Origin of the sequence: Ruegeria discodermiae, assembly GCF_030758345.1 — a bacterium.
Taxonomy (GTDB): Bacteria; Pseudomonadota; Alphaproteobacteria; order Rhodobacterales; family Rhodobacteraceae; genus Ruegeria_C.
The window spans coordinates 1,024,999-1,043,259 of record NZ_JAVAMO010000001.1; the positions used below are offsets into that span (position 1 = coordinate 1,024,999).

Below are 18,261 nucleotides of genomic sequence, written 5' to 3' on the forward strand. Positions count from 1 at the left end.
CCTGAGAGCAGGCCATAGAGCAAAGTTATCCAGACTGCGCGGCGCAGGTTGTCCAACCGTTATCCACAAGAATTTCCAGATGGCGGCGCGCCCTTGCAGCGGGTTAGAAGTGCCGCTCATGCAGGGACAAAAACAATGAACGAGATCAGCAGCATCGATCAGGCGCAGATTCAGATCCAGAATGCGGAAACCATGCCGCATTCGGTGGAAGCCGAGCAGCAGCTTCTGGGCGCGATCCTGACCAATAACGACCTCTATGACCGGGTGGCGGCCATCATCGGGCCCGAGCATTTCTATGACCCGGTCCATGCCCGCATCTTCGAAGTCGCCTCGGCCCGCATCGCCAAGAACGCGCTGGCCTCGCCGGTCACGCTGAAATCCTTCATGGCCGATGATGAGGGCCTGAAAGAGCTGGGCGGCGCCACCTATCTGATCAACCTCGCCGGGGCCTCGATCAGCGCCTTTGCGGTGCACGACTATGCCCAGATGATCTATGATCTGGCGATCCGGCGCGAACTCATTGGGCTGGGGCGCGAGATCTCGGACAAGGCGGCGCGGGTCGATGTGGCCAGCGAGCCCAAAGAGCAGATCGTCGAGGCCGAGCAGAAACTCTATCAGCTATCCGAGCAGGGCCAGACCGAACAGGGGTTCAAATCCTTCCTCAAGGCCGTCACCGAAGCCGTGAACGTCACCAACGAAGCCTATCAGCGTGGCGGCGGCATGGCGGGCCTCTCGACCGGTCTGGCCGACCTGGACAAGCAATTGGGCGGCTTGCATCCCTCGGACCTGATCATTCTGGCGGGGCGACCCTCGATGGGAAAAACCTCACTGGCGACCAACGTGGCCTTCAACGTGGCCAAGGCCTATAAGCGCGGGACCAAGCCCGATGGCACCGAAGGCGCGGTTGATGGCGGTGTGGTCGGGTTCTTCTCGCTGGAGATGAGCGCCGAACAGCTTGCGGGGCGGATTCTGGCGGAGGCCTCGGAAATCTCGTCCCATAAGATCCGGCAGGGTGACATGACGGAATCCGAGTTCCGCCGCTTCGTCAACGCCGCCAAGGATCTGGAAGCCTGCCCGCTGTTCATCGACGACACTCCTGCCCTGCCCATCGCCCAGCTTGCGGCGCGGGCGCGGCGGCTGAAGAGGACCCATGGTCTGGACCTGCTGGTGATCGACTATCTACAGCTCTGCCGGGGCATGGCCGACAACCGCGTCAACGAAATCGCCGAGATTTCCATGGGCATGAAGGCCATCGCCAAAGAGCTACAAATCCCGGTGGTCGCCCTGTCCCAGCTGTCCCGTCAGGTCGAAAACCGCGACGACAAGCGCCCGCAGCTCAGCGACCTGCGGGAATCGGGCTCGATCGAGCAGGACGCCGACGTGGTGATGTTCGTGTTCCGCGAGGAATACTACAAGGAACGCGAGAAACCCGGCGATCATGAGCTCGACAAGATGGAAGAGTGGAAAACCGCGATGGAACACCTGCATGGCAAGGCCGAGGTGATCGTGGGCAAGCAGCGCCACGGCCCCATCGGCACGGTTGAACTCAGCTTCGAGGCGCAATTCACCCGCTTTGGTAATCTGGTCAAACCCTGGCAGCAGGGGATCGAAGACATGGGCCACTGATGCCCCGCATTCGAGGGATCAACCATGTCACGCTGGTGTGTTCCGGTCTCGATCGCTCCTGCACTTATTACTGCGACATTCTGGGGGCACAGCCCCGCGCCCGTTGGGCCACCGGGGCCTATCTGGAACTGGGCGCGTTGTGGTTGTGTCTTGAGCTGGGCACACCCGATAGCCGCGCCGATGACACGCATCTGGCGCTGGATTGCGATGCGTCTGACTACAACGCTTTGGCCGCGCGTATCACAGCGGCCAGCGCGCAATGGAAAGAGAACGGGTCCGAAGTGGCCTCGCTGTATTTCCTTGATCCTGATGGTCACAAGCTGGAACTGCATGTCGGTGATCTGTGCACCCGGCTTGTCGCCTATCAGGGCCGAGACGATGTGGAGATTTTCCCGCCTCCTGTTTCCGGGGCGGAAACGGCAAGCTAGACTTTGCCACCGTCTCTGCGTAAACCCGCCCGACTGCGGGGATTTCTGACTTGACCTGCCCTGCCTCCATGTCATGAACAGGGCCCATGAGCACATCACATCTGACAATCGACCTGACCGCGCTGGCCGACAACTGGAAAGCGCTGGACGCCAGAAACAGCAGCGAGACCGGGGCCGTGGTCAAGGCGGACGGTTATGGGCTGGGTGCGGGCCGTGTCGCCAAGGCGCTGGCGCAAGCCGGTGCGCGGCAGTTCTTTGTTGCGGTTGCCGAAGAAGGCGCCGCAGTGCGCGAGGCGCTGGGGGACGGGCCGGTCATCTCGGTCTTTTCGGGCCATATGCCGGGCGATTCCGCACTGTTGCGCGACAACAAGCTGGTGCCGATGATCAATTCGGTCGAACAGATGCTGCGCCATGCCCGCGAGTTGGGCGGCCACCCGTTTGGCATCCAGCTCGATACCGGCATGAACCGGCTGGGGCTGGAGCCGCATGAATGGGCCGCGCTCAAGGATGTGGCCCTGCGCCAGCAGCCCACGCTGATCATGTCGCATCTGGCCTGCGCCGACGATCCGCACCACGATATGAGCGCGCAACAATTGCAGGTTTTTAAAGAGATAACGGATGAGCTTCAGGTTCCACGCTCGCTGGCCGCCACCGGTGGCCTGCTGCTTGGGCCGGACTATCATTTCGACCTCTGCCGGCCCGGTGTCGGGCTCTATGGGGGCGAGCCGTTTGACGAGGCAAAGGCGGTTGTCACGCTTGATCTGCTGGTGATTCAGGTGCGCACGGTCGAAGAAGGCGAGACCGTGGGCTATGGCAATGCCTGGACCGCACCACGCAAATCCCGCATCGCCACCGTCTCGGCCGGATATGCGGACGGGCTGCATCGCGCGCTTGGCTCCGGCATCGACCTGTTCCACGGCACCCAGACCTGCCCCGTTGTCGGCCGTGTGTCGATGGACCTGATCACGGTCGACATCACCGATCTGGAAAAAACGCCCGAAAACCTGCAGATCCTGAACCGGTTGCAGACGGTGGATGATCTGGCCGAAGCCGCCGGGACAATCGGCTATGAAATCCTGACCTCGCTGGGTAACAGATACCGCCGGAGCTATATTACATGAACCTTCTGGCACCCTTGGGCTGGCTCGGACGCATCACGTTCGAATTGCTGAGCATGTTCGGAGCCGTGTCGCTTTTTGCGGCCCGCGCCATCAGCCATATCTTCCGCCCGCCCTATTATCCGCGCGAATTGATGATCTCGCTGCTCAATGTCGGATGGTTGTCGCTGCCCGTGGTGGGCCTGACCGCGATCTTTACCGGTGGCGCGCTGGCGCTGCAAATCTATGCAGGTGGCGCGCGCTTCAATGCCGAGGCCGTGGTGCCGCAGATCGTCGCCATCGGCATGGTGCGCGAACTTGGCCCGGTTCTGGTCGGTCTGATGATCGCGGCGCGCGTTACCTCGTCGATTGCCGCCGAGATTGCGACAATGAAAGTGACCGAGCAGATCGACGCTCTGGTGACGCTGTCGACCAACCCGATGAAATACCTCGTCGCGCCCCGCGTGCTGGCGGCGCTGATCACCGTGCCGGTTCTGGTCGGCATCGGCGACATCATCGGTATCGCGGGCGGTTATACCGTCGCGGTGCAGAATCTGGGCTTTAACCCCGCCGCCTATCTGCGCAATACCGTTGACTTTTTGGAGATGCGCGACATCGTCTCCTCCCTCGTCAAAGGCGCGGCCTTTGGCGGCATCGCGGCGGTGATGGGCTGCTATTACGGCATGAATTCGGGTCGCGGTGCGCAGGGTGTGGGCCGGGCCACCAAAAGCTCGGTCGAGTCGGCGGCGATCCTGATTCTGGCAGCCAACTTTGTTCTCACGGGGGTGTTCTTTTCGCTATGATCCTGATGGAGAACGTTCAGAAGTCCTTTGATGATAACCACGTGCTGCGCGGCATGAACCTAGAGATCCCCAAGGGCACCTCGATGGTGATCATCGGCGGGTCGGGCACCGGCAAGTCGGTGGGGCTGAAATGCATCCTCGGCCTGATCAAACCCGATGCGGGCCGCATCATGGTTGATGGCAAAGACGCCTCAAAAGGCGACCGCGACAAGTTTCTGGCGCGCTTCGGGATGCTGTTTCAGGGCGGCGCGCTGTTTGACTCCCTGCCGGTCTGGCAAAACGTCGCCTTCCGCCTGCTGCGCGGCTCGCTGAAACGGCCTGTCGAGGAAGCCCGCGAGATCGCCATCGAGAAATTGCGCCGCGTCGGGCTGAAATCCGATGTGGCCGACCGCTTCCCGGCAGAACTGTCAGGCGGGATGCAGAAACGCGTGGGCCTTGCCCGCGCCATCGCCGCCGAGCCCGAGATCATCTTTTTCGACGAGCCGACCACCGGCCTTGACCCGATCATGTCCGGCGTCATCAACGACTTGATCCGCGAGATCGTGGTCGAGATGGGGGCGACGGCCATGACCATCACCCATGACATGTCCTCAGTCCGCGCCATCGCCGACAATGTGGCCATGCTGCATGACGGGGTGATTCAGTGGACCGGACCCGTGAGCCAGATGGACAGCTCCAGCGATCCCTATCTGGAACAGTTCATCACCGGTAGCGCCGAGGGGCCGATTGAGGCGGTGCGGTGAGTCTATCGAGCGCGATTGTCAGTTTTCAGATCATAGCTCTGATTTCGACACTCTCGATAACGTTTTGTGGGCAAAGCAGACTTGGAACCGCGCCTCAATTCCGTCGCATCAAAGCCCTAGCAGCTTTGGTTTTGATGCTGGGCATCGTGACTTTCATAGTTCACCTAACGATGCCGGATCACTCTTCGAAGATACGAGACGGCTTTGCGATCACGGCCTCGGGTCTATGGGTTGTGACCTTGATCGTTTTTATGGCCAACCTGATGACTTTCGAGTGGCGTGGACTTTGGTTTTTGTCGGCAACACTTTGCATAGTTTTGAACTTTCTGGCTGCGATAAGCTTGTTCTTCTATGCTGTGATACTTGTGCTAGGCGACTAAAGTGGCTTGCCTCTCGCGCACTCCCTACGTTTCCACCCAGGAACTTTGAGTGAGCCAAGCAAATAGGTACTTCTTGATACTCCGCCTCCTCACCCTCGCCCTCCTGATCCTCTACCCCATCGCGTGGTTCGCGCCCCTGATGCGGGCGGGGTTGCTGCCGATCTTCGGGCTCAGCGAGATCAGCGTGATCACCGGGTTGCAGGCGCTTTGGGGGACGGATGTGTTCCTCGCCCTGCTCGTCACCTTCCTTGCGATCTTTGCGCCCTATCTCAAGACGCTCGGCCTCGTGCTGGTGCAATGGGACCTGCTGGACCGCCGCCTTTTGCCCGCGCTGCACGTGCTGGGAAAACTGGCGATGGGCGATATTTTCCTGGCCGCGGTCTACATAAGTGTTGTCAAGTCCATTGGTGTCGGAACCATCGAAACGGCCTGGGGACTCTACCTGTTCACCGCCTGCATCCTGGCCTCACTGTTGCTGGGATATCTCACCGAAAACACGCTCAAGCGCGGTCACCACAGCGTGTAATTGCTTGAAAACCAATATCTGTGTATCATCTTTGATATTGAGGCCAGAGCTATTGTGCATGGGTGAACCATGCGGACGGTGCTGGGAATATAGTTGAGCGCTTTTCCGCCGGTTCATCAGAGATTGATGAGGGTGGAGAGTTTTTGCCATGTTGGCGTTGCGTTCAATATTATTCCAGAGTCAGGAGCTGCTGACGCGTCTGACAATTTTCACTATCTGTGCAGGTGCAGTTCTGAGCGTCGGGTTGACCCTGCTTTCGGCTATGGGCGTGCTGCCCTGGCTGTCACTTTCGGCGGGGGTTGGGGACACGATGTCGCCGCTGGCCGGTCCGATTGCCCAGATCGCGCTGACCTGTCTGATCCTGATGCTGGCCTTCTACCTGCCCGCCAATGCGCGGATCATGGCGCTGGAGCGCTCGCATCGCAATTTTGCCATCAACATGAACGATGTGGCCAACGCCTATCACGCCGCCCATTCGGCGGATCGCGAGGGCTACTTCAACCTGTCCTCAGAATTTGACGCGGTGAAAGAGCGGCTGGCCTTCATGCGCGAGCATCCCGATCTGGAGGATCTTGAACCGGATGTTCTGGAACTGGCCGCGCAGATGAGTCAGATCAGCCGCGAACTGGCCCGCATCTATTCCGACGACAAGGTCGCCCGCGCCAAGGGCTTCCTGCTGCAGCGCCAGGAAGAGCTGGAGCGGTTCAACAAGCGGGTGGGCGATGCCAAGATCGTCCTGCAGGAGATGCGGCAATGGCACCACGAGATCGAGATCGAGGAATCGGTGGCACGGTCGCAACTGGCCCGTATCCGCGAAGAGATGTTCGAGCTACTGCCCGAACTTGCGGTCTCACAAAATGCCGAAGATGGTGACAATATCCTGCCCCTGCAGCCGGGGCGCGCCGCCGAGTGACGTCGCTCCGCGCCGAACCCGCAGGATGCTTGCCTTGGCACCCCCACTGTTGTCAGACACCGGCGGCGGCGATAGCCTGAGGTTTTCAAGAGCTATTCGATGCCGCGCAAGGTCTATATCAGCAAGCGCAAGCCCCCCGATACCTCGGCGGTCGACCGGATCAATGAGCTGTCCAAGATCGCGCGCACCAGTTGGTTCGGGCTGTTGGCCTATCTGGCTTTTGCGGGCGTTACCCTACTGGGCGTGCAGGACGCGGATTTCTTTATCGACAGCCGGCAGACCGCGCTACCACTCATCGGGGTCGAGATTCCGACGCGCGATTTCTTTGTCTTCGGTCCGATCCTCGGCACCGCGCTCGTTGTCTACCTGCATCTCTACCTGCTGAAACTGTGGGAGGCGCTGGCCACCGCCCCACCACGCCCCAAAGGAGAGGCGCTGTCGCTGCAGGTGACGCCCTGGCTGATCAACGATCTGGGTCTGGCCCTGCGCCGAGATGGCGCGTTCCACCGCCGCCCGATGGATTGGCTGTCGCATCTGGTGACTTTTTTGCTGGTCTTTGCCATCGGGCCCATCGTGACGGGCTATTTCTGGGTGCGCTACTGGCCCGCCCATGAGCTTGGCTACTCGATCCTCAACGCGCTCTTGTTCACGCTGACCACAATGACTATGCTGTCGAGCCTTTTCACTGCCGTCACCCGACTGCGCTATGGCATGACCTATCGCGGCGGCTGGTGGCACCTGCTGGCACTTGTGCCGACTCTGGCGATCGCCGTACCGACCATCGCGCTGACCATCGCAAAGACCGACGGCCCCGAAAGCCTTGGCCCATTTCGCGGCGTGACCGAATGGGCCTATGACCGAACCAACAAGGCCCTTGTTGCCATCAGCCCATTACACAGGCCTCACCCCGCAGGCTACCCTCTCCGGATCGCGCGCGCGGACTTGCGCGAGGTCGTGTTTACCCCGCTTCCCGATGACTGGTTGGCCCATGAGGTACATCGACGGCAGTTCCGCGTGGACTGGTGCGCCCGGCAAGGGCTTGATCCCGAAACCTGCGGCAGAGCGAGCGAAGATGGAGGTCTCGACCGACACAACGAAACTGCACGTGCCAAATGGTGCGAAGAGAATCGCTATGATCCGGGCTTCCAATGTGATGACCACTTCAGCAGGCTGGAGGCTCGCTTTGCGGAGGCCTGGAAAACAGAACGCAGGGCAGCGCTGAGCGCCCTTGCAAGCTGGTCACCACGCAACAAGGACCTCCGCCATGCGGATTTGGCGCGCACAGTGATACTGGCGGCGGACCTGCGCGTGGCGCAAATGCAGGGGGCGGTCCTGCGCGAGGCGGAGATCCAAGGGGCGGACCTGCGCGCGGCGGAGATGCAGGGGGCGGACCTGAGCGAGGCGGAGATCCTGGGAGCGGACCTGAGCTTTGCGGACATGCGGGGGGCGGATTGGGCGGGTGGCACATCGGCCGCACTCGCCCAATCCGCAGATATCAGGGGAAGTGACAGCCTGACGCAAGTCCGCCTTTCGTCGCTGATTGGCGACGCGCGCACGCTGTTGCCCGACACACCTGATCCGGGGACGGGGCAGCCCCTATTCATTCCCTCCTGCTGGGTCAGTGAGCCCGAAGGCTGGTCGGTACTTGTTGAGAACCTGAGCCCCTCCGGCTTCTCGGAGGATGATATGCGCGCCGACTTCCTCTGCAAACCCGGCACCCGCCCCCAGAAGACCGGAACGCCCTGGCCCGTGGACCAGCCGCCACCGTGGGAGAGTGATCCGAACTGGCAACCCGAAGACCGAGGGCCGGTGGCCCAAGATGCGCCGGACGCGGACTGACTGATCTCGGATCCATGCAAATCGGCTCAGGGGCATAAGTATCGCCCTCTGAATGCGGGGAACGAAACTGCCGCGCGATTGCCGGTTGTGACCGGGCGGCGGCTCGGGCACTAAGCCTCTATGGCAAAGAAGACATTCTCCTGCTCGGCCTGTGGGGCGAGCTTTTCCAAATGGTCGGGGCGTTGCGAGGGCTGCGGTGCGTGGAACACGATCTCGCAGGATGCGGGGCTGTCTGCGGGTCCGCCCTCGAAATCGCTGGGCAATCGGCGCGGCTCGCCTGTGCAGCTGAGCGATCTGAGCACCGAGGAAGCGCCAACGCCGCGCACGCTCTGCGGGCTGGGCGAGTTGGACCGGGTGCTGGGCGGCGGGCTGGTACCTGCCTCGGCCATTCTGGTGGGCGGCGATCCCGGCATCGGCAAATCCACCCTGCTGTTGCAGGCGGCGGCGCAATTCGCGCGCTCGGGGCTGAAGACGATCTATGTCTCAGGCGAGGAAGCCTCAGCGCAGGTGCGGATGCGGGCGCAGCGGCTGGGCCTGACCGAAGCGCCAGTGAAACTGGCCGCCGAGACCAATCTGCGTGACATCCTGACCACGCTGGAAGCAGAGAAGCCTCAACTGGCGGTGATCGACTCGATCCAGACCATGTGGGCCGATAATGTGGACAGCGCGCCGGGCTCGGTCAGTCAGGTGCGCGCGGCGGCGCATGAACTGACCACCTTCGCCAAACGCCATGGCGTGTCGATCGTCATGGTCGGCCATGTCACCAAGGAAGGCCAAATCGCCGGTCCCCGCGTGGTCGAGCATATGGTCGACACGGTGCTCTATTTCGAGGGCGAACGCGGCCATCAGTTCCGCATCCTGCGCGCGGTCAAGAATCGGTTTGGCGCGGCAGATGAGATCGGCGTCTTCGAGATGACCGGCGCGGGGCTGAGCGAGGTCACCAACCCCTCCGCCCTCTTCCTTAGCGAACGGGGCGAAACCAGCCCCGGCTCGGTGGTCTTTGCGGGGATCGAGGGCACGCGCCCAGTGTTGGTCGAGCTGCAGGCGCTGGTCGCCCCCTCGCCCCATTCACAGCCGCGCCGAACGGTGGTGGGCTGGGATGGCGGACGATTGGCGATGATTCTCGCGGTTTTGGAAGCGCGCTGCGGCATCCCCTTTGCCGGCCTCGACGTCTATCTGAACGTGGCGGGTGGTATGAAAATCAACGAACCTGCCGCTGATCTGGCCGTTGCCGCAGCGTTACTCAGCGCGCGCGAAGACGCCGCCTTGCCCGCCGATACGGTGGTTTTTGGCGAGATTTCCCTCTCTGGCGCGCTCAGACCGGCGGCACAGACAGAAAACAGGTTGAAAGAAGCGCAAAAACTTGGTTTCACCGCCGCGATTGCTCCGGCTGGTGGCAAGACGGGCACCGTTGCCGGTCTGCAACTCACCCGCCCCTCCGATCTGGCGGGGTTTGTTGGCGAAACCTTCGGAGCGGGTTAAGGTCGCCCGCAAACGGGCAGGAAACGAAAGAGCAGGCGCGCGCCATGGAAGGTTTCACCATAATCGACGGGGTCGTGGCCCTTGTCATCGTCTTGTCGGCGCTCCTAGCCTATGCGCGCGGGTTCGTGCGCGAGGTCATGGCCATCGCGGGCTGGGTCGCGGCTGCGGTGCTGGCGTTTATCTTTGCCCCCACCACAACGCCGCTGGTGCGCGAGGTTCCGGTACTGCGTGACCTTCTGGGCGAGAATTGCGAACTGTCGATCATCACGGCCTTCGCAGCCGTGTTTGCCCTGGCGCTGATCATCGTCAGCTTCATCACCCCGCTGTTTTCCTCGCTGGTCCAGCGCTCGGCGCTTGGGGGGCTGGATCAGGGGATCGGGTTTCTCTTTGGCGTGCTGCGCGGCATCCTGTTGGTCGCCATCGCCTTCTTTGTCTACGACACGGTGATGACGGGCGAGAACTTCACCATCGTTGATGAAAGCCGCTCGGCGCTGGTATTCGAGCGCCTGACCCAGCAGATCGAGGCGCAGGACCCCGAAGCCGCGCTTGGCTGGATCACCAAGCAATATGAGGACCTAGTCGGCACCTGCACCCAGTAAGCCCCAGCGAGATCCGACAAGACCCGGCCGGTAATATCGCGCCGGGTTTTCTTTTGTCCCGGCTTTGTGGACGCGGTGCCGTCGCAAGGCTAGAATTGCCCTGTCATCCGCTTGAACGCAGGGGTTCACATGACGCGCAAAACGATCTCCCCAACCGTCGCGCTGCTTGCAGCGCTGGCCGTGACCGGCCCCGGTCTGGCCGAAGAATTCTCCCTCACCGGCAGCTACACCGGGCTTTACGCCTGCGACAGCACGACGGCTGGCGTCCCCTCAAGCTGGGCGCGCCCGATGATGGCCGGGATCGAGCAGGAGGGTGCGAACTTTACCATGCAGGTGACCTATTCCGATAAGCTGGAAAGCCCGGATGCGGAATATTCGCTCTATTCCGGACAGGTCGCCCTGTCGCAGGACAACAGCCTGCTCAGCGGTTATTTTGAGGCTTGCGGCGGCAGCTTCCCCTCGAAAGAGCTTGGCCGATTCTTCCCCGCCGCCACGGATGTATCGGATTTCAGCGTCACCATAGACAGCGTCTGGGCCTCTGATCAGGTGCCCAACCTGCCCGGCCTGACGGTCCAGACCTGCCGCTGGAGCCTGACACGCAGTTCGGGCACGGCGCCGGATATTCGGCAATGCACGACGGAATAACAACGGCTGGTTGCTCAATCTGGCGCGCGCAGGGCAAAGTCACGTATGGGAAGCGCAAAACTAATGTGATCCTTTCGTGACAGCGCGCGGTTAAGGCATTATGTGGAGGGCAGAACCTGAAACGGATTCGGAGCTGCCCGCCTTGCCAAGCAAGCAGATGCCCCCCGCCCACCCATTCGATGACGACAAACTGCACGAAGAATGCGGAATTTTCGGCGCTGTCGGCGTCAAGGATGCCGCGAATTTCGTGGCACTTGGGTTGCACGCGCTGCAGCATCGGGGACAGGAGGCTGGCGGGATCGTCGCCCATGACCCGGAACAGGGCTTCAACAACGCCCGCCGCTTCGGCTATGTGCGCGACAATTTCACCTCGCAGAAGATCATGGAGACCCTGCCCGGTCCGCTGGCCATCGGCCATGTGCGCTATTCCACTGCGGGCACCAAGGGTCAGACCGCCATCCGTGACGTGCAGCCGTTTTTTGGCGAGTTCTCGATGGGCGGTGCGGCGATTGCCCATAACGGCAATATCACCAATGCCAACGCCCTGCGGCGTGAGCTGATCGAGCGCGGCTCGATCTTTCAAAGCTCATCGGACAGCGAATGCATCATCCATCTGATGGCGCGTTCTCTGCAGCGCAATATCCCCGAACGCATGGAAGACGCGTTGCGCCGGGTCGAGGGGGCGTTCTCGGTCGTAGCGATGACCCGCACCAAACTGATCGGTGTGCGCGACCCGCTGGGCGTGCGCCCGCTGGTTCTGGGTAAGGTCGGCGACGGCTGGTGTCTCGCCTCGGAAACCTGCGCGCTCGACATTATCGGGGCCGAGTTCCTGCGCGAGATCGAGCCGGGCGAGATGGTGGTCATCACCGCCGAACGCGGGGTCGAAAGCCATTTTCCCTTCCGCCCGCAACCCTCGAAATTCTGCATCTTCGAACATGTCTATTTCTCGCGCCCCGATTCGATCCTGGGCGGGCGTTCGGTCTATGAAACCCGCGAGGCGATTGGCCGCGAGCTGGCCAAGGAAAGCCCGGTCGAGGCCGATCTGGTGTGCCCGGTGCCCGATAGCGGCACCCCGGCGGCCATCGGCTATTCGCTGCAATCGGGCATTCCCTATGCGATGGGCATCATCCGCAACCAGTATATGGGCCGGACCTTCATTGAGCCGACGGAACAGATCCGCAACATGGGCGTGCGGCTGAAGCTGAACGTCAACCGCGCGCTGATTGAAGGTAAGCGGATCATTCTGGTCGACGATTCGGTGGTGCGCGGCACGACCAGCCGCAAGATCAAGGAAATGATCCTGGATGCCGGAGCAAAAGAGGTGCATTTCCGCATCGCCAGCCCGCCCACCGCCTGGCCTTGCTTCTATGGCGTCGACACGCCCCAACGCGACAAGCTGCTGGCCGCCACCATGACCGAAGAGGAAATGCGCGATCATCTGGCGGTGGACAGCCTTAAATTCATCTCGCTTGATGGACTCTACCGCGCCGTGGGCGAGGCCAAGGGCCGCGACAAGGGATGCCCGCAATATTGCGATGCCTGTTTCTCGGGCGAATACCCGGTTCAGCCCGCCGATATGCTGGAACAGGGGTTCGAACTCAAACCCGCCGCAGAGTAGATGCCGCACCGCAGCGGCGGGACTCCGCCCGCCGCGCCCTGTGACGCCCAGTCGTTCTTTCCAACGCCCCGCCCGCTTGCTATCGCGGCGCGTCTGTTAAAGTGGGACCGGTACGCACCGGTAAATTCCAGAATGCCGAGCAATGCTGTGAACAAGGCGGCCACCCAGCGTGGCGCGCTGAAGAAAAACGTGATGTCGCTATTGGGGGTCTATGGCCCCAGTGACTCCATGCAAGCGCTGGTGCGCATGCCGGGTGGCCGGGTGAGAACGGTCAAACCCGGCGCACGTCTGAGCGGCGGCCGCGTTGCGGCCATTGACGCGGATGGGCTGATTGTCCAGAAAAACGGCCAAGCCGAACGGATACCCCTGCTGCAGTGACCATCTCCGATCCCGACACCAACCGGCTCCGGTTCCGGCCGCATCACTTTCTCTGCGCTCTGGGCTATCAGGGCAAAGGCTATAGCGATGCCTTCACCCGCAACATGGACCGAATCGTTCAGGGCAGGCTGCGCGGCAAGGAGGGCGACGCGGTTGAGATCGAGGTGACCGCGCAGACCGACTCGATCTGTGCCCCCTGCCCGCATCGGCGCGGTGCGCTGTGCGAGAGTCAGGAGAAGATCGACGCGCTGGACGCACGGCACGCCACGGCGCTGAACCTGCGCGCCGGGGACCGGCTGAGCTGGGGCGCTGCCAAGTTGCGTATTCGGGCGCAGTTAAAACCCGGCGATCTGAGTGTGATCTGTGAAAGCTGCCAATGGCTGGAATACGGCATGTGTGAAGGCGCGCTGCGCCACCTGCACGAGGCTGCCGAAACGTCAACCTGACACTGTCAGCACCGCCGCTCCCTGCAAGCGACCCATCCTGAGATCGTCGAGCGCGGTATTGGCCTGCTCCAACGGGTAACGGACGGTTTCGGTCCTGACGCCTGCCGCCTCGGCCAGCGGAAAGAACGCCTCGCCATCCGCGCGGGTCAGGTTGGCGACCGACAGGATGCTGCGCTCTTCCCACAGATCGGCATAGGGGAAGGCGGGGATATTGCTCATATGGATGCCGCCACAGACGACGCGGCCGCCTTTGCGCACGGATTTCAGCGCCAGCGGCACCAGCGCGCCTACCGGCGCAAAGATGATCGCGGCGTCCAGGTCCTCCGGCGGTGGTTGCGAGGACGGACCGGCCCAGACCGCCCCCAGCGCGCGGGCGAAGTTCTGCGCCGCATCATCGCCATCGCGGGTGAAGGCATAGACCGAAATCCCCTGATGGCGGGCGACCTGGCACAGGATATGCGCCGCCGCGCCAAACCCATAAAGCCCCAGCCGTTCGACAGGCCCGGCAAGCCTGAGACTGCGATACCCGATCAGGCCGGCACAAAGCAGCGGTGCCAGATCAACCGCGTCCGCTTCCTCGGGCAAGGCAAAGACGAAACGGGCATCCGCCACGCAATATTCGGCATAGCCGCCATTGATTGTGTACCCGGTGAAACCGGGCGTATCGCAGAGGTTCTCGCGCCCCGATCCGCAATAGGCGCAGTGCCCGCAGGTATGGCCCAGCCACGGCACCCCGACCCGTTGTCCTTGCATGAGAGCCTCAACCCCCGGCCCCAGCGCCGCAACCCGTCCGACGATCTCATGGCCGGGTACCAAAGGCAGCGCCGGAAAGGTCAGGTCGCCATCCACCACATGCAGATCGGTGCGGCAGACCCCGCAGGCCTCGACCCGGATCAGAACCTGCCCCGCGCCCGGTTCCGGGATCGGGATATCCCAAAGGCTCAGCCGCGGGCTCTCGCCATCGAAGATCATCGCGCGCATCTCACCCTCCTTACGGTCCTGCCTAGCGGAATCTGATTGCAAGTTTGCGATACGGGCAACAAAAAAGGGCGCCCGGGGCGCCCTTTTGTTTGCATTGGAACGGGGTATCAGCCCTTGCGTGCCTTCAGCAGCGACCAGCCGCCGGTGACCACCAGCGCGGCGATCACGGCCTTGATGGCATCACCCAGCAGGAAGGGGCTGACCCAGTAGGTCCAGATCGAATCTGCGGTAGAGCCGACCCAGCTGCCCTCGATGCCGAACATGCCAGCCACGGCCATCGGCCAGGCTACGCCCGGAATATAAAGCAGCGCCGAGACAATGATGCCAACGATCGCCGTGCTGACAACGCCTTTGGCCAGACCACGCTCGGCCGCCAGACCGGCCAGCCACGCCACCATCACAAAGCCGAACAGGAAGCCAGCGGTCGGACCAAATAGCGATGCGGTCGAGCCACCATTGGCAAAGACCGGCAGACCCATCGCGCCCTCGCCCAGATAGGCCAGAAGCGTCACCGCACCCAGGCGCGAGCCATAGGTCAGACCAACGATCAGGATCGCCAGCATCTGCAGGGTGATCGGCACCGGCCACATCGGCACGCTGATTTGCGCGGCGACCGCAATGAACAGCGAACCGCCCAGCACCATCGCCGCTTTCCAACCCAGAGCTTCAGAGCCGATGACGGCTTTGCCCAGAACAGTTTCGCGAGTCATTTTGTTTCTCCTTCGAATTTGGGCGCATAATTTTGCTGCGGCTGCAAAATGTCAAGCAACGCGGCTTGAAACGCAGCGAAAAGGATGAAATCAGCGGCCCATGAGTGAAATCAGGAAAACCGCCCTCGTCACCGGTGCATCCCGCGGTCTTGGCTTTGCTATGGCCGAGGCGCTTGCGCCCGAGTATCACATAATAGCCGTGGGTCGCACAACCGGCGCGCTGGAGGATCTGGATGACCGCATTCAAGCCAAGGGCGGCGCGGCGACACTGGCGCCGATGGACATCACCAACAAGGACGCGATGGCAACGCTCTGCCGCGGCATTCACGACCGCTGGGGCCATCTGGACCTGTGGCTGCACACCGCGATCCATGCCGCGCCGCTGACGCCTGCGATGTTCGTTGAGGGCAAGGATTGGGACAAGTCGCTGGCGGTGAACGCAAATGCGACCGCGCTGCTGATCTCTTATGTCGCGCCGCTGCTGGGCGAGGCCGGTCAGGCTGTGTTCTTTGACGATGCCCGCGCCGGAGAGAAGTTCTTTGGCAGCTACGGCGCAACCAAAGCCGCGCAAATGGCGCTGGTGCAAAGCTGGGCCACCGAAACCGAGCGGACCGGACCCAGGGTGCAGATCCTTGCGCCGGAGCCGATGAGTACAGCGCTGCGGGCGCGGTTCTTTCCCGGCGAGGACCGCTCGGCGCTAGCCAGCCCCGCAGATGAGGCTGCACGTCTGCTGGCGACGCTTTAGCCGCCGGTCAGCCGCACACCCTGACGACCCGCCAAATCGACGAAGAACTGCCAGGCGACGCGCCCGGACCGCGCCCCGCGCGTGGCCTGCCATTCGATCGCCTCAGCGCGTAGCGTGTCAGGCTCGGTCACGACACCATAAGCCGCGCAATAGCTGTCGATCATCGCCAGATACTCGTCCTGCGTACAGGGATGGAAGCCCAGCCAAAGCCCGAACCGGTCGCTGAGCGAGACTTTCTCCTCGACCGCTTCCGACGGGTTGATGGCGCTGGAGCGCTCGTTCTCGATCATGTCGCGTGGCATGAGGTGGCGGCGGTTTGAGGTGGCATAAAAGACCACGTTTTCCGGCCGCCCCTCGATCCCGCCATCCAGCACCGCCTTGAGGCTCTTGTAATGCTGATCGTCATGGCTGAAGGACAGATCATCGCAGAACAGGATGAACCGGTAGGGCGCGTGGCGCAGATGGTTCAGCAAGCGCCCGACCGAGGGCAGATCCTCGCGCTGTAGCTCGATCAGTTTCAGTGTCGGGAATTCCGGTTGAAGTGCACCGTGCACCGCTTTGACAAGGCTTGATTTTCCCATGCCGCGCGCACCCCAGAGAAGGGCATTGTTGGCCTTGAACCCTTCGGCAAAGCGGCGGGTGTTGTCGGCCAGCGTATCGCGGGATCGGTTGATGCCCAGAAGCAGCTCAAGTTCCACCCGGTTGACCTCTGCCACCGGTTCCAGCCGTTCCGGGGCCACATGCCAGACAAAGGCCGTGGCGCTGGCAAAATCGGGCGCGGCAAGCGGCGCGGGCGACATACGCTCCAGCGCCTCGGCAATGCGGGTCAATGCGGTCTGGTCCAACGAAAATGCCTCCCGGTTATTTGCGCCCCGTGTCAAAGCATGGATTGCGCCGGGCAACAAGCGCTGCCACAAAAAACGCGCCCGGAGGGGACCGGACGCGCCTGTTTCAAGGGTCATGACAGTTAGCTGGTCTTGTCCAACTCGTCGGCAAGGTCCATGTCATTGGCCTCTTCATCGTCGTAATAGCCGTCAGCGCGCAATTGCTCTTCGCGCTTTTTCTCAACGCGGGCGACGAGGAAGATCGAGACCTCATAGAGCCCGTAGACCACGACAAACAGGATCACCTGGGTAATCACGTCGGGCGGCGTGACAAGCGCCGCAAGAACCAGAATGCCCACCACCGCGTATTTGCGGACCGCGCCCAGACCCTCGGCGCTGACCAGCCCGGCCTTGCCCATCAGCGTCAGCAGCACAGGAAGCTGGAAGCAGAGGCCAAAGGCTACGATGAACTTGATCGTGAGGTTCAGGTATTCCTGCGCCGAGCCCTGAAAGACCACGCTGAGCGGGGCAGCTGCATCTGTGGGCAATGCCTCACCCTCGGCCCCGAATTGCTGGAACCCGAGGAAGAAGTCGTAAGCCAATGGTGTCACGACATAAAAGGCGAACGAAGCCCCCAGCAGGAACATGAAGGGCGAGGCGATCAGGAAGGGCAGGAACGCGCCCTTCTCGGACTTGTAAAGCCCCGGTGCCACAAACCGCCACATCTGCATCCCGATATAGGGAAAGGCCAGAATGAACCCGCCCAGCAGCGAAACCTTGATAGCGACAAAGAACCCTTCCTGTGGCGAGATGAAGATCAGCCCGCAATCCTGCCCGCGCTCGTTCAGCACCTCGCAGAGGGGTGCGGTGAGGAAGTTGAAGATCGGCGTCGCCACGGTGAAGCAGATGATCATGCCCACCAGAAACGCCACCACGCAGTGAATGAGCCGTGTGCGCAGCTCGGCCAGATGTTCGATCAGCGGGGCCGCGGAATCGTCGATCTCGTCTGTCTTGCTCATGATTTGGTCTCGGGGTTAAGCGCCGCTTCGGCTTCTTCGGCCTTGGCCAGCGCCTCTTCGGCCTCGCGTGCCTTGCGTTCGGCGGCCTTGCGCGCGGCGGAGGCCTGTATTTTCTTGGCCTGCTCGGCGCGTTCGGCGGCCAGCTTGCCGGTCTCGCTATCGGGGTCGAACTTGCGCGGGTCCATACTGTCGGTGAGGTCCTTGGAGGCCTGTTTGACGCTGTCCATCGCGGTATTCACCGGGTTGGTCGCGGCCTTCAGCCCCTTGGTGATGTCGTTGACCCCAGCCTCATCGGCGGCCTCGTTCATGGCCTGGCTGAATTCGCGCGCCATGCCGCGCGCCTTGCCGACCCAACGGCCGACATTGCGAAAGAGAACCGGCAGGTCCTTTGGCCCCACAACGATCAGAGCCACGATGCCGATGACCAGCAGCTCGGTCCAACCCAGGTCGAACATGCGC

At 62.2% G+C, this 18,261-nt stretch carries 20 protein-coding genes; 15 read left to right on the forward strand and 5 right to left on the reverse strand.

Annotated elements, in window-relative coordinates; translation table 11 throughout:
- Positions 1 to 135 precede the first annotated feature (135 nt).
- From Q5Y75_RS05105 to Q5Y75_RS05170, 14 genes are all read left to right on the forward strand, one after another.
- Positions 136 to 1,626: a replicative DNA helicase gene (locus Q5Y75_RS05105; protein ID WP_306194954.1), complete on the forward strand. Its 1,491-nt coding sequence runs from the start codon at positions 136 to 138 to the stop codon at positions 1,624 to 1,626.
- Positions 1,626 to 2,054, forward strand: a complete 429-nt coding sequence (locus tag Q5Y75_RS05110; RefSeq protein ID WP_306194956.1) for a VOC family protein — start codon at positions 1,626 to 1,628, stop codon at positions 2,052 to 2,054. The genes Q5Y75_RS05105 and Q5Y75_RS05110 overlap by 1 nt, the downstream gene beginning before the upstream one ends.
- Before the next feature lie 86 nt (positions 2,055 to 2,140).
- The gene (gene alr / locus Q5Y75_RS05115; protein WP_306194958.1) at positions 2,141 to 3,175 is read left to right on the forward strand and encodes an alanine racemase; all 1,035 of its coding nucleotides are present in this window, start codon (positions 2,141 to 2,143) and stop codon (positions 3,173 to 3,175) included.
- The gene (locus tag Q5Y75_RS05120; protein ID WP_306194960.1) at positions 3,172 to 3,954 is read left to right on the forward strand and encodes an MlaE family ABC transporter permease; all 783 of its coding nucleotides are present in this window, start codon (positions 3,172 to 3,174) and stop codon (positions 3,952 to 3,954) included. Before alr ends, Q5Y75_RS05120 begins: the two co-directional genes overlap by 4 nt.
- The gene (locus Q5Y75_RS05125) at positions 3,951 to 4,697 is read left to right on the forward strand and encodes an ABC transporter ATP-binding protein (RefSeq protein ID WP_306194962.1); all 747 of its coding nucleotides are present in this window, start codon (positions 3,951 to 3,953) and stop codon (positions 4,695 to 4,697) included. The genes Q5Y75_RS05120 and Q5Y75_RS05125 overlap by 4 nt, the downstream gene beginning before the upstream one ends.
- 453 nt (positions 4,698 to 5,150) lie before the next feature.
- Positions 5,151 to 5,603 (forward strand): paraquat-inducible protein A, encoded by a 453-nt coding sequence (locus Q5Y75_RS05130; protein WP_306194964.1) that lies wholly within the window; start codon positions 5,151 to 5,153, stop codon positions 5,601 to 5,603.
- Positions 5,604 to 5,847: 244 nt separating this feature from the next.
- Positions 5,848 to 6,516: a DNA repair protein gene (locus Q5Y75_RS05135; RefSeq protein ID WP_306194966.1), complete on the forward strand. Its 669-nt coding sequence runs from the start codon at positions 5,848 to 5,850 to the stop codon at positions 6,514 to 6,516.
- A gap of 99 nt (positions 6,517 to 6,615) precedes the next feature.
- The gene (locus Q5Y75_RS05140) at positions 6,616 to 8,355 is read left to right on the forward strand and encodes a pentapeptide repeat-containing protein (RefSeq protein WP_306194967.1); all 1,740 of its coding nucleotides are present in this window, start codon (positions 6,616 to 6,618) and stop codon (positions 8,353 to 8,355) included.
- Positions 8,356 to 8,475: 120 nt separating this feature from the next.
- Complete coding sequence (gene radA / locus Q5Y75_RS05145) at positions 8,476 to 9,837, forward strand: DNA repair protein RadA (protein ID WP_306194968.1); 1,362 nt, start codon at positions 8,476 to 8,478, stop codon at positions 9,835 to 9,837.
- Between the two features lie 44 nt (positions 9,838 to 9,881).
- Positions 9,882 to 10,436: a CvpA family protein gene (locus Q5Y75_RS05150; protein ID WP_306194970.1), complete on the forward strand. Its 555-nt coding sequence runs from the start codon at positions 9,882 to 9,884 to the stop codon at positions 10,434 to 10,436.
- Between the two features lie 129 nt (positions 10,437 to 10,565).
- On the forward strand, positions 10,566 to 11,081 hold the full coding sequence (locus Q5Y75_RS05155) for a hypothetical protein (protein WP_306194972.1): 516 nt from the start codon (positions 10,566 to 10,568) through the stop codon (positions 11,079 to 11,081).
- A 157-nt stretch (positions 11,082 to 11,238) separates the two neighbouring features.
- Positions 11,239 to 12,699, forward strand: a complete 1,461-nt coding sequence (gene purF, locus Q5Y75_RS05160; RefSeq protein ID WP_306194974.1) for an amidophosphoribosyltransferase — start codon at positions 11,239 to 11,241, stop codon at positions 12,697 to 12,699.
- Between the two features lie 132 nt (positions 12,700 to 12,831).
- On the forward strand, positions 12,832 to 13,077 hold the full coding sequence (locus tag Q5Y75_RS05165) for a hypothetical protein (protein ID WP_306194976.1): 246 nt from the start codon (positions 12,832 to 12,834) through the stop codon (positions 13,075 to 13,077).
- Positions 13,074 to 13,523 carry a DUF1284 domain-containing protein gene (locus Q5Y75_RS05170; RefSeq protein ID WP_306194977.1) on the forward strand — a complete coding sequence of 150 codons (450 nt, stop codon included), beginning with the start codon at positions 13,074 to 13,076 and terminating at the stop codon, positions 13,521 to 13,523. Before Q5Y75_RS05165 ends, Q5Y75_RS05170 begins: the two co-directional genes overlap by 4 nt.
- On the opposite strand, the gene Q5Y75_RS05175 is transcribed toward Q5Y75_RS05170, so the two are convergent.
- Both Q5Y75_RS05175 and Q5Y75_RS05180 read right to left on the reverse strand, forming a co-directional pair.
- The gene (locus tag Q5Y75_RS05175) at positions 13,515 to 14,504 is read right to left on the reverse strand and encodes a zinc-dependent alcohol dehydrogenase family protein (RefSeq protein ID WP_306194978.1); all 990 of its coding nucleotides are present in this window, start codon (positions 14,502 to 14,504) and stop codon (positions 13,515 to 13,517) included. The genes Q5Y75_RS05170 and Q5Y75_RS05175 overlap by 9 nt on opposite strands.
- A gap of 107 nt (positions 14,505 to 14,611) precedes the next feature.
- Positions 14,612 to 15,214 (reverse strand): biotin transporter BioY, encoded by a 603-nt coding sequence (locus tag Q5Y75_RS05180; RefSeq protein ID WP_306194980.1) that lies wholly within the window; start codon positions 15,212 to 15,214, stop codon positions 14,612 to 14,614.
- A 100-nt stretch (positions 15,215 to 15,314) separates the two neighbouring features.
- Between Q5Y75_RS05180 and Q5Y75_RS05185 the strand changes: the two genes are divergently transcribed.
- Positions 15,315 to 15,959: an SDR family NAD(P)-dependent oxidoreductase gene (locus Q5Y75_RS05185; RefSeq protein ID WP_306194982.1), complete on the forward strand. Its 645-nt coding sequence runs from the start codon at positions 15,315 to 15,317 to the stop codon at positions 15,957 to 15,959.
- Here Q5Y75_RS05185 and Q5Y75_RS05190 read toward each other — a convergent pair.
- From Q5Y75_RS05190 to tatB, 3 genes are all read right to left on the reverse strand, one after another.
- Positions 15,956 to 16,804: an ATP-binding protein gene (locus tag Q5Y75_RS05190; protein WP_306194984.1), complete on the reverse strand. Its 849-nt coding sequence runs from the start codon at positions 16,802 to 16,804 to the stop codon at positions 15,956 to 15,958. The genes Q5Y75_RS05185 and Q5Y75_RS05190 overlap by 4 nt on opposite strands.
- A gap of 122 nt (positions 16,805 to 16,926) precedes the next feature.
- Positions 16,927 to 17,802 carry a twin-arginine translocase subunit TatC gene (gene tatC / locus Q5Y75_RS05195; RefSeq protein ID WP_306194986.1) on the reverse strand — a complete coding sequence of 292 codons (876 nt, stop codon included), beginning with the start codon at positions 17,800 to 17,802 and terminating at the stop codon, positions 16,927 to 16,929.
- The gene (gene tatB, locus Q5Y75_RS05200; RefSeq protein WP_306194987.1) at positions 17,799 to 18,257 is read right to left on the reverse strand and encodes a Sec-independent protein translocase protein TatB; all 459 of its coding nucleotides are present in this window, start codon (positions 18,255 to 18,257) and stop codon (positions 17,799 to 17,801) included. The genes tatC and tatB overlap by 4 nt, the downstream gene beginning before the upstream one ends.
- Positions 18,258 to 18,261: the final 4 nt, after the last annotated feature.

Bases quoted from the DNA above. Each gene is read 5' to 3' on its own strand.
- tatC (WP_306194986.1), bottom strand. From the start codon at position 17,802: ATGAGCAAGACAGACGAGATCGACGATTCCGCGGCCCCGCTGATCGAA.
- Q5Y75_RS05120 (WP_306194960.1), top strand. From the start codon at position 3,172: ATGAACCTTCTGGCACCCTTGGGCTGGCTCGGACGCATCACGTTCGAA.
- Q5Y75_RS05175 (WP_306194978.1), bottom strand. From the start codon at position 14,504: ATGCGCGCGATGATCTTCGATGGCGAGAGCCCGCGGCTGAGCCTTTGG.
- purF (WP_306194974.1), top strand. From the start codon at position 11,239: ATGCCCCCCGCCCACCCATTCGATGACGACAAACTGCACGAAGAATGC.
- tatB (WP_306194987.1), bottom strand. From the start codon at position 18,257: ATGTTCGACCTGGGTTGGACCGAGCTGCTGGTCATCGGCATCGTGGCT.
- alr (WP_306194958.1), top strand. From the start codon at position 2,141: ATGAGCACATCACATCTGACAATCGACCTGACCGCGCTGGCCGACAAC.
- Q5Y75_RS05185 (WP_306194982.1), top strand. From the start codon at position 15,315: ATGAGTGAAATCAGGAAAACCGCCCTCGTCACCGGTGCATCCCGCGGT.
- Q5Y75_RS05165 (WP_306194976.1), top strand. From the start codon at position 12,832: ATGCCGAGCAATGCTGTGAACAAGGCGGCCACCCAGCGTGGCGCGCTG.
- Q5Y75_RS05180 (WP_306194980.1), bottom strand. From the start codon at position 15,214: ATGACTCGCGAAACTGTTCTGGGCAAAGCCGTCATCGGCTCTGAAGCT.
- Q5Y75_RS05110 (WP_306194956.1), top strand. From the start codon at position 1,626: ATGCCCCGCATTCGAGGGATCAACCATGTCACGCTGGTGTGTTCCGGT.
- Q5Y75_RS05140 (WP_306194967.1), top strand. From the start codon at position 6,616: ATGCCGCGCAAGGTCTATATCAGCAAGCGCAAGCCCCCCGATACCTCG.
- Q5Y75_RS05150 (WP_306194970.1), top strand. From the start codon at position 9,882: ATGGAAGGTTTCACCATAATCGACGGGGTCGTGGCCCTTGTCATCGTC.
- Q5Y75_RS05105 (WP_306194954.1), top strand. From the start codon at position 136: ATGAACGAGATCAGCAGCATCGATCAGGCGCAGATTCAGATCCAGAAT.
- radA (WP_306194968.1), top strand. From the start codon at position 8,476: ATGGCAAAGAAGACATTCTCCTGCTCGGCCTGTGGGGCGAGCTTTTCC.
- Q5Y75_RS05125 (WP_306194962.1), top strand. From the start codon at position 3,951: ATGATCCTGATGGAGAACGTTCAGAAGTCCTTTGATGATAACCACGTG.
- Q5Y75_RS05155 (WP_306194972.1), top strand. From the start codon at position 10,566: ATGACGCGCAAAACGATCTCCCCAACCGTCGCGCTGCTTGCAGCGCTG.